Source organism: Micromonospora ferruginea, assembly GCF_013694245.2.
GTDB classification, from domain to species: domain Bacteria; phylum Actinomycetota; class Actinomycetes; order Mycobacteriales; family Micromonosporaceae; genus Micromonospora; species Micromonospora robiginosa.
Map to the genome: position 1 here is coordinate 3,336,304 of NZ_CP059322.2, position 12,501 is coordinate 3,348,804.

Consider the following 12,501-nt stretch of genomic DNA (forward strand, 5'->3'; position numbering starts at 1 on the left):
CTCAGCCGCCGAGCACGCCGTCGACCAGCGACTTGGCCTCGTCCTGGATCCGGGCCAGGTGCTCCGGACCCTGGAACGACTCGGCATAGATCTTGTAGACGTCCTCGGTGCCGGACGGCCGGGCGGCGAACCAGCCCGACTCGGTGGTCACCTTCAGCCCGCCGATCGCGGCGCCGTTGCCCGGCGCGCTGGTCAGCACCGCGGTGATCGGCTCGCCGGCCAGCTCGGTCGCGCTGACCTGCTCCGGCGAGAGCTTCGCCAGGACCGCCTTCTCCTCCCGCCCGGCCGGGGCGTCGATCCGCGCGTAGGCCGGCGCGCCGAACTTCTCGGCCAGCTCGGCCCAGTGCTCGCTCGGCGTCCGCCCGGTGGTGGCGATGATCTCGGCGGCGAGCAGGCAGAGCAGGATGCCGTCCTTGTCGGTGGTCCAGGTGCTGCCGTCGCGGCGCAGGAAGGACGCGCCGGCGCTCTCCTCACCGCCGAAGCCGACCGAGCCGTCGAGCAGGCCGGGCACGAACCACTTGAACCCGACCGGCACCTCCAGCAGGGTCCGGCCCAGGTCGGCCGCGACGCGGTCGATCATCGAGGAGGAGACGAGCGTCTTGCCCACCGCCGCGGCCGGGCTCCACCGGTCCCGGGTACGGAACAGGTGGCCGATCGCCACCGCCAGGTAGTGGTTGGGGTTCATCAGCCCGCCGTCCGGCGTGACGATGCCGTGCCGGTCGGCGTCGGCGTCGTTGCCGGTGGAGACCTGGAACCTGTCGCGGGCGGCGATCAGCGAGGCCATCGCGTTCGGCGAGGAGCAGTCCATCCGGATCTTGCCGTCGCCGTCGAGGGTCATGAACCGCCAGGTCGGGTCCACCTCCGGGTTGATCACCGTGAGGTCGAGGCGGTGCCGCTCGGCGATCTCCCCCCAGTACGCCACGCTCGCCCCGCCCATCGGGTCGGCGCCGATGCGCACCCCGGCGTCCCGGATCGCGTCGATGTCCAGTGCGGCGGGCAGGTCGTCGACGTAGTGGGCGAGGAAGTCGTACTCCCCGGTGGTGTCCGCGGCGCGCGCCCGCGCGTACGGGATGCGCTTCACCTCCTTGAGCCCGGCGGCGAGGATGGCGTTCGCGCGGTCCTGGATCCACTTCGTGACGTCGGTGTCGGCGGGCCCGCCGTTGGTGGGGTTGTACTTGAACCCGCCGTCGGACGGCGGGTTGTGCGACGGGGTGATCACGACGCCGTCGGCGAGGCCGGACGTGCGGCCCCGGTTGTGGGTGAGGATGGCGTGCGAGGCCGCCGGGGTCGGGGTGTAGCCGTCGCGGCTGTCGCGCAGCACGGTGACGCCGTTGGCGGCGAGCACCTCCAGCGCGTCGGCCTCGGCCGGCGCGGACAGCGCGTGGCTGTCCCGGGCCAGGAACAGCGGCCCGTCCAGGCCCTGCTCCCGCCGGTAGTCGCAGAGCGCCTGGGTCACCGCGACGATGTGGTCGGAGTTGAACGCGTTGCGCAGGCTCGACCCGCGGTGCCCGGAGGTGCCGAAGGAGACCTGCTGCGCCGGGTCGCTCGGGTCCGGGTGCTCGGCGTAGTAGGCGGTGACCAGCCGGGGCACGTCGACCAGGTCGGCGGGCTCGGCGGGCTGCCCGGCACGGGGGTGGGCCACTGCGGGATCCTCCTCGTCAGATGGGTGGGGCCGGTCAGGGCTCGACGCGCTGACCCTTGCCGATGACGACGATGCCGTTGTCGGACACGGTGTAGCGCTGGCGGTCCTTCTCCAGGTCGACGCCGATCTCGGCGCCCTCCGGAACGTAGACGTTCTTGTCCAGGATCGCCCGCCGGACGACCGCGTGCCGGCCGATCTCGACGCCTTCCATCAGCACCGCCCCGTCGACGTGCGCCCAGGAGTGCACCTTGACCTTCGGCGAGACGATCGAGTTCTCCACCAGCGAGCCGGAGATCACCGCCCCGGGCGAGACCATCGAGCCGACCGCCCGCCCCACCCGTTCGCCCCACTGGTGGACGAACTTGGCCGGCGGGTACGGCGGCTGGTCGGTGTAGATCGGCCAGTCGAAGTTGTAGAGGTTGAACACCGGGTGCACGTTGATCAGATCCATGTGCGCGTCGTAGAACGAGTCGAGCGTCCCCACGTCGCGCCAGTAGCCGCGGTCGCGGTCGGTGCTGCCCGGCACGTCGTTGTCCTTGAAGTCGTAGACGTTGGCCTCGCCGCGCTCGACAAGCATCGGGATGATGCTGCCGCCCATGTCGTGCTTGCTGGTCTTGTCCTCCGCGTCGCGCTCGACCGCCTCACAGAGCGCCCGGGTGCTGAACACGTAGTTGCCCATCGACGCGTAGATCTCGCCCGGCGAGTCGGGCAGCCCCACCGCGTCGGTGGGCTTCTCCCGGAACGCCCGGATCCGCTTGCCGTCCTCGCCGACCTCGATCACGCCGAACTGGTCGGCCATCGACAGCGGCTGGCGGATGCCGGCCACGGTCACCCCGGCGCCGGAGGCGATGTGGTCCTCCACCATCTGCCGGGGATCCATCCGGTAGATGTGGTCCGCGCCGAAGACGATCACGTGGTCCGGCTGCTCGTCGTTGATCAGGTTGAAGCTCTGGTAGATCGCGTCGGCCGAGCCGGCGAACCACCACGGGCCGCGGCGCTGCTGCGCCGGCACCGGCGTGACGTAGTTGCCGAGCAGCGTCGACATCCGCCAGGTCTTGGTGATGTGACGGTCCAGCGAGTGCGACTTGTACTGGGTCAGCACGACGATCTTGAGAAAGCCGGCGTTCGCCAGGTTGGAGAGGACGAAGTCGACCATGCGGTACATCCCGCCGAAGGGGACGGCCGGCTTCGCCCGGTCGGTGGTCAGGGGCATGAGGCGCTTGCCCTCCCCGCCGGCCAGGACGATCGCGAGCACCTTGGCAGCCATGGTCAGACGCTATCCACCCCGACGCGACTTCACCACTCGGACGCCCACACTTGCGCACCCGGTGCGATCCGGCACTCTGCACTAGGGTGCGGGCATGGCACCGTTGCGCGTCGACCTGCTCACCCGTGAATACCCGCCGGAGGTCTACGGCGGCGCCGGGGTGCACGTGGAATACCTGGCCCGGGAGCTGCGCCGGCTCGCCGAGGTGCGGGTGCACTGCTTCGGCGCGCCGCGCGACTCCCCGGGCGTGACGGCGTACCCCGAGCCGGCCGGGCTGGCCGGCGCGAACGCCGCGCTACGGGTGATGGGCGTCGACCTGGAGATGGCCGCCGGCACCGCCGGCACCGACGTGGTGCACAGCCACACCTGGTACGCGAACCTCGCCGGGCACACCGCGAAGCTGCTGCACGGGGTGCCGCACGTGGTCAGCGCGCACAGCCTGGAGCCGCTGCGCCCGTGGAAGGCCGAGCAGCTCGGCGGCGGCTACGCGCTCTCCTCCTGGTGCGAGCGGACCGCGTTCGAGGCCGCCGACGCGATCATCGCGGTGAGCGCGGGCATGCGCCGCGACGTGCTCACCGCCTACCCGCAGGTCAACCCGGACCGGGTTCGGGTGGTCTACAACGGCATCGACACCGCGCAGTACGCCCCGGACCGGGGCACCGACGTGCTCGACCGGCTCGGCATCGACCCGGCCCGCCCCAGCGTGGTCTACGTCGGGCGGATCACCCGGCAGAAGGGCCTGCCCTACCTGCTGCGGGCGGCTCGGGAGCTGCCCGCCGACACCCAGTTGGTGCTGCTGGCCGGCGCGCCGGACACCCCGGAGATCGGCGCGGAGGTCGAGGAGCTGGCCGCCGAGCTGCGGGCGACGCGCTCCGGCGTGGTGTGGGTGGCGGCGATGCTGCCCAAGCACGAGGTGATCCAGGTGCTCACGCACGCCACGATCTTCGTCTGCCCGTCCGTCTACGAGCCGATGGGCATCGTCAACCTGGAGGCGATGGCCTGCGAGACCGCCGTGGTGGCCACCGCCACCGGCGGCATCCCCGAGGTGGTGGCCGACGGCGAGACCGGGCTGCTGGTGCCGATCGAGCAGGCCGGCGACGGCTCCGGCACGCCGCTGGACCCGGAGCGTTTCGTGGCCGACCTGGCCGCCCGGATGAACGAGCTGCTGGCCGACCCGGCACGGATCGCCGCGTTCGGCGCGGCGGGCCGCCGGCGAGCGGTGGAGCACTTCTCCTGGTCCGCGATCGCCGACCAGACCCTCGCCGTCTACGACTCCGTGAAAGGCGGGGCCCCCGCTTAACGCTTTTGGTAGAGGCGGGGCCCCCGGTTAACAGGTGTCGACCGGTTCGCGGTGGTGGGTAGCTTCGCCGGATGCCTGATGCGATCTTCGCCCATCCGCGCCTCGCGTCGGTCTACGACGCGTTCGACGGCGACCGCGACGACCTGGCCGCCTACCTGGCGGTCGCGGACGAGCTGGGCGCACGCACGGTGCTCGACGTCGGCTGCGGGACCGGGTCGCTGGCGGTCCTGCTCGCCCGGCACGGTCACACGGTCATCGGCGTCGACCCGGCCGAGGCGTCCCTCGACGTCGCCCGGGCCAAGGACGAGGCCGGCCAGGTCCGCTGGCTCCACGGCGACGCCACGACGCTGCCGGCGCTCGACGTCGACCTGGCCACCATGACCGGGAACGTGGCGCAGGTCTTCCTGACCGACGCCGACTGGACGCGGATGCTCCAGGGCGTCCACGCCGCGCTCCGCCCGGGCGGGCACCTCGTCTTCGAGACCCGGAGACCCGAACGGCGCGCCTGGGAGGAGTGGGCGGCGGAGACCGGCCCGGAGACCCGGGACGTGCCCGGCGTCGGGCCGGTGGAACAGCGCCTCGTCGTCACCGACGTCGACCTGCCGCTGGTCTCCTTCCGCCTCACCTACCGGTTCGTCGCCGACGGGACGGAGCTCAGCTCGGACTCGACGCTGCGGTTCCGCGACCGCGACGAGATCGAGTCGAGCCTGGTCGCCTCCGGCTACCGGGTGCGCGACGTGCGCCAGGCGCCCGACCGCCCCGGACGGGAGTTCGTGTTCGTCGCGCAGCGGGCGGGCTGGACGTTCCACCCACCGACGGCAACGGCAACCGACCGCGCGATCCGGTGCTTCGGCGGTTGCCGCCGAGCGCGAGAGGATCTCGCGCAGTAGGTTGGGCGGGTGACTGGACGGTTCCCGATCGAAGACGTCTCCCCCGTCGTCGCCTGCGGTCGCTACCCGGCCAAGGCGGTGGTCGGCGAGGTCGTACCGGTGTCGGCCCGGGCCTACCGCGAGGGCCACGACGCGCTCGGCTGCAACGTGGTGTGGCTCGGCCCGGACGGCGCGGCGCGGCCGTTCACCCGGATGCGTCCCGGCGAGCCGGGGCAGGACCGCTGGCACGCCACCATCACCCCGGACGCGGTCGGCGAGTGGCGGTTCACCGTCGAGGCGTTCCAGGATCCCTACCTCACCTGGCAGAACGCGGTGACCAAGAAGCTCGCCGCCGGCCAGGGTCCGACCGAGCTGGCCAACGACCTGGCCGAGGGCGCGCGGGTGCTGACCGCCGCGCTCGGGCTGGTGCCGAAGGCCGACCGCGATCGGGTACGCGAGGCCGCGCGCGCGCTGGGCGACGAGGAGATCGACCTTCCCCGGCGGGTCAGCGCGGCGCTCGACCTGGCGCCGCTGCTCTGGGCGTACCCGGTGCGCGAGCTGGTGACCACCGGCGACGAGCGCACGCTGTGGGTGGACCGTCCGCGGGCACTCTTCTCCGCCTGGTACGAATTCTTCCCCCGCTCCGAGGGCGCGGTCCCGGCGACCGTCGACGCGCCGGCCCGCTCCGGCACCTTCGTCACCGCGCTCGACCGCCTGCCGGGTGTCGCCGCGATGGGCTTCGACGTGCTCTACCTGCCGCCGATCCACCCGATCGGCCGGGTCAACCGCAAGGGGCGCAACAACGCGCTCACCGCCGGGCCGGACGACGTCGGCTCGCCGTGGGCGATCGGCGCGGACGAGGGCGGCCACGACGCCATCCACCCCGACCTGGGTACGCCTGCGGACTTCCGTGACTTCGTCGCGGCGGCCGCCGAGCAGGGCCTGGAGGTGGCGATGGACCTGGCGTTGCAGTGCGCGCCGGACCACCCGTGGGTGGCCGAGCATCCGGAGTGGTTCACCACCCGCGCCGACGGCAGCATCGCGTACGCGGAGAACCCGCCGAAGAAGTACCAGGACATCTATCCGCTGAACTTCGACAACGACCCGGAGGGCATCCGCGCCGAGGTGCTGCGGGTGGTCCGGCACTGGGTCGGCGAGGGCGTGAAGATCTTCCGGGTCGACAATCCGCACACCAAGCCGTTCGACTTCTGGCACTGGCTCATCGCCGAGGTGAAGCGCGTCGACCCGGACGTGCTGTTCCTCGCCGAGGCGTTCACCCGGCCGGCGATCATGCACGGGCTCGGCAAGGTCGGCTTCACCCAGTCGTACACCTATTTCACCTGGCGCACGACGGCCGCCGAGATGCGGGAGTACTGCGAGGAGCTGGTCGCCTCCGCCGACTGGATGCGGCCGAACTTCTGGCCCAACACGCCGGACATCCTGCACTCGTCGTTGCAGCACGGCGGGCCGCCGATGTTCAAGATCCGGGCGGTGCTGGCGGCGCTGCTCTCCCCCTCCTGGGGCATGTACGCGGGCTTCGAGCTGTTCGAGCACGTCGCCCGCCCCGGCGCCGAGGAATACCTGGACAACGAAAAGTACGAGCTGCGGCCCCGGGACTTCGACGGCGCGCTGGCGCGCGGGCGCTCGCTGGCACCGTTCATCACCACGCTCAACCGGGTCCGCCGCGACAACCCGGCCCTGCACCAGCTCCGCAACCTGCGCTTCCACGACATCGACAACCCGGCGCTGCTGTGCTGGTCGAAGCACGACCCGGAGACCGGCAACACGGTGATCGTGGTCTGCTCGTTCGACTCCCGCACGGTGCAGTGGGGCAACACCACGCTGGACATGCCGGCGCTCGGCTTCGACTGGCACGAGCGGTTCACCGTGCGCGACGAGCTGACCGGCGCGGAGTACGCCTGGGGGCAGCGCAACGCGGTGCGCCTCGACCCGTACCTGCAACCGGCGCACGTGCTCACGGTGCGCCGCCCGGCGCCGCCGACCGCCGACGAGCCGGCCCGCCCGGCCGCGCCCGACCTGACCGTCGAGGACGTACCCGCCGAGTTGTCCGGCGGCACCGCACCGACCGCACCGGCCGAGAAGGACGACGCACGATGGACCAGTTGATCGCCGGTGAGGCGTACGACCCGCACGCCGTGCTCGGCGCGCACCCAGCCGACGGGAGCACCACGATCCGGACGCTGCGCCGGGGCGCCGGCGAGGTGACGCTGCTGGTCGACGGCGACCGGCACCCGATGAAGCGGGTGCACGACGCCGGCGTGTTCGAGGCGGTGCTCCCCGGCGAGGTGTCCGACTACCGGGTCGAGGTGGACGGCGCCACGCTCGACGACCCGTACCGTTATCCGCCCACGCTCGGCGAGCTGGACCTGCACCTGATCGGCGAGGGGCGGCACGAGCGGCTCTGGGCGGCGCTGGGCGCCCGGGTCTTCGACGAGGGCGTGGCGTTCACCGTGTGGGCGCCCAACGCCCGCGGCGTGCGGGTGGTCGGCGACGCGACCGGCTGGGGGCCGGACGACGGCTGGCCGATGCGCTCGCTCGGCTCCAGCGGGGTGTGGGAGATCTTCCTGCCCGGCGTGCCGGCCGGCAGCCGCTACAAGTACCGCATCCTGGGCGCCGACGGCCGGTGGCGGGACAAGGCCGACCCGATGGCCATCCGCACCGAGGTGCCGCCGGCCACCGCGTCGGTGGTGCACGATTCCCGGTACGAGTGGGGCGACGCGGGCTGGCTGGAGCGGCGGGCGGCGCGGCGGCCGCACGAGGAGCCGATGAGCGTCTACGAGGTGCACCTGGGTTCGTGGCGACCCGGCCTCGGCTACCGCGAGCTGGCCGAGCAGTTGACCGCGTACGTCACCGAGATGGGCTTCACCCACGTGGAGCTCCTGCCGGTGATGGAGCACCCGTTCGGCGGCTCGTGGGGTTACCAGGTCACCGGCTACTACGCGCCCACCGCGCGCTTCGGCGACCCGGACGACTTCCGTCACCTGGTCGACCGGCTGCACGCCGCCGGCATCGGGGTGATCCTCGACTGGGTGCCGGCGCACTTCCCCAAGGACGAGTGGGCGCTCGCCCGCTTCGACGGCACCCCGCTCTACGAGCACCCCGACCCGCGTCGCGGCGAGCACCCCGACTGGGGCACGTACGTCTTCGACTTCGGCCGCAACGAGGTGCGCAACTTCCTGGTCGCCAACGCGCTCTACTGGCTCGACGAGTTCCACGTCGACGGGCTGCGGGTCGACGCGGTGGCCTCGATGCTCTACCTCGACTACTCCCGCGACGACGGGCAGTGGGCCCCGAACGTGCACGGCGGCCGGGAGAACCTGGAGGCCATCGCGCTGCTCCAGGAGGTCAACGCCACCGTCTACCGGCACCACCCGGGCGTGCTCATGATCGCCGAGGAGTCCACCGCCTGGCCGGGCGTCACCCGGCCGACCTCCGACGGCGGGCTCGGCTTCGGGTTCAAGTGGAACATGGGCTGGATGCACGACACCCTGCTCTACACCTCGAAGGACCCGATCTACCGCCAGCACCACCACCACCAGCTCACGTTCTCCCTGGCGTACGCGTGGAGCGAGAACTACGTGCTGCCGATCAGCCACGACGAGGTCGTGCACGGCAAGGGCTCCCTCGCCGGCAAGATGCCCGGCGACACCTGGCAGCGGCTGGCGACCGTGCGGGCGCTGCTGGCGTACATGTGGGCGCATCCCGGCAAGCAGTTGCTCTTCATGGGCTGCGAGCTGGCCGACGACCGGGAGTGGAGCGAGGAACGCGGCCTCGACTGGTACCTGACCCACGACCCGGCCCGCGCCGGCGTGCAACGCCTGGTCGCCGACCTGAACCGCGCCTACCGGGCCACCCCGGCGCTCTGGGCGCAGGACACCGACCCGGCCGGCTTCCGCTGGATCGCCGGCGACGACGTCGCCAACAACACGGTGTCGTTCATCCGGATCGCCCCCGACGGTCGGACGCTCGTCTGCGTGGCGAACTTCTCCGCGGGGCCGCTGGAGGACTACCGGATCGGCCTGCCGGCCGGCGGCACGTGGACCGAGGCGCTGAACACCGACGCCCACCACTACGGCGGGTCGGGGGTGGGCAACCTCGGCGAGGTGCACGCGGAGAACACCCCGTGGCACGGCATGCCGGCGTCGGTGGCGCTGCGGGTGCCGCCGCTGGGCGTGCTCTGGCTCCGCCAGGGCTGACACCCTCCGTAGCCGCCGTCAAAGGCACATCACTCTTGGTCGGTATACCTCTGAGGCATAGGCATGACTCAGAGGTATAACGCTCCCACCGGCCCTCTTCTTCTCGCACCCGTCACTCCACGTGACGTCGCTCGCCGTCCTCGCTCACTCTCCGGCGACACCGGCCGTCCCCGTGAACTCGCGGTGGGCTGCTCGCCGTACTCCTGGGCGGATGCCGGGTGGCCGTGTGACGACGAGGCGGAGGAGCTTCGATGGCGAGAAGCAGGAGCACAACCGGTAGGCGCGGGGCGGTGGCCCACTCCCGGAACCGGAAGATCGCCGGCGGGGTGGCGCTGGTCGTCACCGCCGGGGCGGCATTCGCGGTGGCCACCGGCACCGGCCAGGCGGCGGAGAACTGCGCCGGCCTGGACAACGCGTTGCGGGCCAACCTGACCGCGCTCGCGGACCAGCGCCGCAACCCGGGCGCCGGATCGGCCGACCGGATCGCCGACCGGACCGCGGTCGTCGACCAGATCCGGCAGCACCGGTCCGCGGCCGGCTGCGACGGTACGGTCGAGGTGGCCGGCGCCGCCTGTCCGGGCGTGCCGTGGGACCAGGCGATGGCGGTCGAACTGGACCGGGCGTGGGCGGTCACCGAGCAGATGGCAGGTGAGCGCTCCGGCCAGTTGGTCGACCCACGGTTGACCGAGACCCGCGTCCAGCGGCTGAGCAGCATCGTCGGCGGCATCCGGGGCATCGCCCAGGGCGCCCAACGGGCCCAGGCCAGCGCCCCGGGCGCAGGAGCGGCGGACGCAGGAACGGCCGGCGCAGGAGCGGCCGGCGCAGGAGCGGCCGGCGCAGGAGCGGCCGGCGCAGGAGCGGCCGGGGCTGCGGGTGGTGCCGGACGAGCCGTGGGCATCATCAACGCCGTCGGCGGCCTGATCGGGCAGATCGCCGGGATCGTGCAGGCCGCCCGCGCCGCCCGGCAGGCGAAGCAGCAGGCCGCCGGGCAGGGCGACCAGCAGGCCGAGCCCGGCCAGGATGTCCAACCGGGCGACGCCGGTCAGCGGAACGCTCCGCCGGCCGGCGCGAACGATCAACCTGGCGCGGACGAACAGGCTGGCGCGGACGAACAGGCTGGCGCGGACGACCGGGCCGGCACGGACGACCAAGCCGGCACGGGCGACCGGGCCGGCACGGACGACCAAGCCGACACGGGCGACCAAGCCGGCACGGGCGACCAGCAGGGCGAAACGGGTGCCGGCGAGCAGGCCGGCGACGCCGGGAACCGGGTGGCACAGCGCATTCGGCAGATCAGGGCTCGGATCCAGCAGCTACGCGCCCTCATCCAGCAGATCCGCGCCGCCCGCCAGGCAGCTCGCGATCTTGGCGCGGGCCAAGACCAGGGCGCGGGCCCAAGTCAGGACGCGGGCCGGAACCAGGGCGGCCCGGCAGGCCGAACGGGTGGACGAGACGACATCGCGCCGGGCGGACGACCGGGTACCGACGACGGCGCGACGACGGGCCAGGGCACCGAGCCCGCCCAGGACGCGAACCGGTCCGGCCAGGCTCAGGTGTACCAGGTGGCCGACCCCCGGGTCCCCGGCTGCACCCCCGCCACCCCTGACCCCGACACGACACCCACCACCCACCACCGACCACCCACCACCGACCACCGACCACCCACCACCGACCACCAGCGTCGATCATGAGGTTGACGGCACCGCAGGAGATCCACAAGGCCGTCAACCTCATGATCAACCCCGCCGAGTCGAGATCTTGGTACGAGACCGCCCCTCCGGGGGCGCTCCGATACCAAGATCTCGCACGGTCCCACGTCACGGGACGAGGTGCCGGGAAGTGGGACGGCGAGGAAGCGGGTGGGGCGACGGGATGGACCTGGTCGACTTCGCGATGCGGCTTCCGCAGGCCGGCCCACCCAGCCACCGCTGACCGACAGGGCCGACGAGGATCGACCCGCCGGCGAGCACCGACCGGGTCGGTGACACCCCTCAGCAGCCAGCGTCGATCATGAAGTTGACGGCACCAAAGGAGATCCACAAGGCCGTCAACCTCATGATCAACGCCGCCGAGTCGGGATCTTGGGACAGGGGCGGCCGCTCTGGTACCGAGATCTTGCGCGGTGCCGGGAAGTGGGACAGGCGGGCCGGGTCAGACCAGGTCGGCTTCGCGGAGGAGCTTCCACAGGCCGGCGCCGTCGGGAGCGCTCAACCACTTCTGGCCGACGGGGCCGGACGAGGAGCGGCCCGCCGGGGCGGGCAGGCTGCCGGCGAGCACCGACTGGGTCGGTGACAGCCGCCGGATCGCCACGCCGGCCACGTTGTCCGGGTGGGCGGCGGCGAACTCCCGGTAGATCTCCTGGTCGTGCTGCCCGTCGTCGCCGATGAGCAGCCAGCGCACCTCGGGGAACTCCCGGGCCAGCCGGGCCAGCGTGGCCCGCTTGTGTTCGCGCCCGCTGCGGAACCAGCGGTCGGCGGTCGGGCCCCAGTCGGTCAGCAGCAGCGGCCCGGCCGGGTAGAGGTGCCGGGACAGGAACCGGGTCAGCGTCGGCGCGACGTTCCAGGCGCCGGTGGAGAGGTAGAAGACCGGCGCGCCCGGGTGGGCGGTGGCCAGGCGCTCGTAGAGCACCGCCATGCCGGGGACGGCGGTGCGGGCGTGCTCGTCCAGGACGAACGTGTTCCACGCGGCGAGCATGGGCCGGGGCAGCGCGGTCACCATGACCGTGTCGTCGATGTCGGAGAGGACACCGAAGCGCACGGTCGGGTCGAGGATGCGGACCAGCGCCTCGACCGGCTCGGCGTCGGCCACGGACAGGCGTACGCAGCCCCAGCCGGGGGTGAAGTCGCCCTCGACGACGGTGTCCACGAAGCCGCTGCGGTCCGCGGTCACCTCCTGGCGCTCGCCGTTGACCTCGATGGTGACCCGGGCGTGCTTGGCCGGCAGGGTGGCGAAACTGCGCCAGCCCCGCACCTTCTCCAGCCGGCCGCGCCGGGTGTCGGGGCGGCCGAGCAGCACCCGGCAGAGCACCCGCGCCCAGCCGGGCGCGCCGTAGCCGGCGTACGCGATGATGTTGGGCTGCCACCCGGTGCGCCGCAGCCGGCGTTCCACCAGGCCGTGCAGCGCGTCCTCGATGCGCGCGGCCCGGTGCAGTTGCGGCACGGCGAGCTGGTCCGGTGGTGTGGGTGGCACACCGCAACCCTGCCACA

General features: G+C 72.5%; 8 protein-coding genes. 5 read left to right on the forward strand and 3 right to left on the reverse strand.

Annotated features, from left to right (window positions below; translation table 11 throughout):
- Position 1: 1 nt before the first annotated feature.
- Together pgm and glgC are read right to left on the reverse strand one after the other, a co-directional pair.
- Positions 2–1,642, reverse strand: coding sequence for a phosphoglucomutase (alpha-D-glucose-1,6-bisphosphate-dependent) (pgm, locus tag H1D33_RS14300; protein WP_181567600.1), 1,641 nt, complete (start codon positions 1,640–1,642; stop codon positions 2–4).
- A gap of 34 nt (positions 1,643–1,676) precedes the next feature.
- Positions 1,677–2,909: a glucose-1-phosphate adenylyltransferase gene (glgC, locus tag H1D33_RS14305; RefSeq protein WP_181567599.1), complete on the reverse strand. Its 1,233-nt coding sequence runs from the start codon at positions 2,907–2,909 to the stop codon at positions 1,677–1,679.
- A gap of 94 nt (positions 2,910–3,003) precedes the next feature.
- Between glgC and glgA the strand changes: the two genes are divergently transcribed.
- The 5 genes from glgA (at position 3,004) to H1D33_RS14330 (ending at position 10,986) form a co-directional block, all read left to right on the forward strand.
- Complete coding sequence (gene glgA / locus H1D33_RS14310) at positions 3,004–4,209, forward strand: glycogen synthase (RefSeq protein WP_246411371.1); 1,206 nt, start codon at positions 3,004–3,006, stop codon at positions 4,207–4,209.
- A 71-nt stretch (positions 4,210–4,280) separates the two neighbouring features.
- Positions 4,281–5,099 carry a class I SAM-dependent methyltransferase gene (locus H1D33_RS14315; RefSeq protein ID WP_181567598.1) on the forward strand — a complete coding sequence of 273 codons (819 nt, stop codon included), beginning with the start codon at positions 4,281–4,283 and terminating at the stop codon, positions 5,097–5,099.
- 9 nt (positions 5,100–5,108) lie between these two features.
- A complete protein-coding gene (locus H1D33_RS14320; RefSeq protein WP_181567597.1) occupies positions 5,109–7,205 on the forward strand; it encodes an alpha-1,4-glucan--maltose-1-phosphate maltosyltransferase in 2,097 nt (698 codons plus the stop codon).
- Positions 7,193–9,295 carry a 1,4-alpha-glucan branching protein GlgB gene (glgB, locus tag H1D33_RS14325; protein WP_181567596.1) on the forward strand — a complete coding sequence of 701 codons (2,103 nt, stop codon included), beginning with the start codon at positions 7,193–7,195 and terminating at the stop codon, positions 9,293–9,295. Before H1D33_RS14320 ends, glgB begins: the two co-directional genes overlap by 13 nt.
- 290 nt (positions 9,296–9,585) lie before the next feature.
- Positions 9,586–10,986, forward strand: coding sequence for a hypothetical protein (locus tag H1D33_RS14330; RefSeq protein WP_307755417.1), 1,401 nt, complete (start codon positions 9,586–9,588; stop codon positions 10,984–10,986).
- 460 nt (positions 10,987–11,446) lie between these two features.
- On the opposite strand, the gene H1D33_RS14335 is transcribed toward H1D33_RS14330, so the two are convergent.
- Positions 11,447–12,484: an App1 family protein gene (locus H1D33_RS14335; protein WP_414685525.1), complete on the reverse strand. Its 1,038-nt coding sequence runs from the start codon at positions 12,482–12,484 to the stop codon at positions 11,447–11,449.
- Between the last annotated feature and the right edge of the window lie 17 nt (positions 12,485–12,501).

What these genes read in the sequence shown, in the direction of transcription:
- H1D33_RS14315 (WP_181567598.1), top strand. Translation starts at nt 4,281, where the DNA reads ATGCCTGATGCGATCTTCGCCCATCCGCGCCTCGCGTCGGTCTACGAC.
- glgB (WP_181567596.1), top strand. Translation starts at nt 7,193, where the DNA reads ATGGACCAGTTGATCGCCGGTGAGGCGTACGACCCGCACGCCGTGCTC.
- glgA (WP_246411371.1), top strand. Translation starts at nt 3,004, where the DNA reads ATGGCACCGTTGCGCGTCGACCTGCTCACCCGTGAATACCCGCCGGAG.
- glgC (WP_181567599.1), bottom strand. Translation starts at nt 2,909, where the DNA reads ATGGCTGCCAAGGTGCTCGCGATCGTCCTGGCCGGCGGGGAGGGCAAG.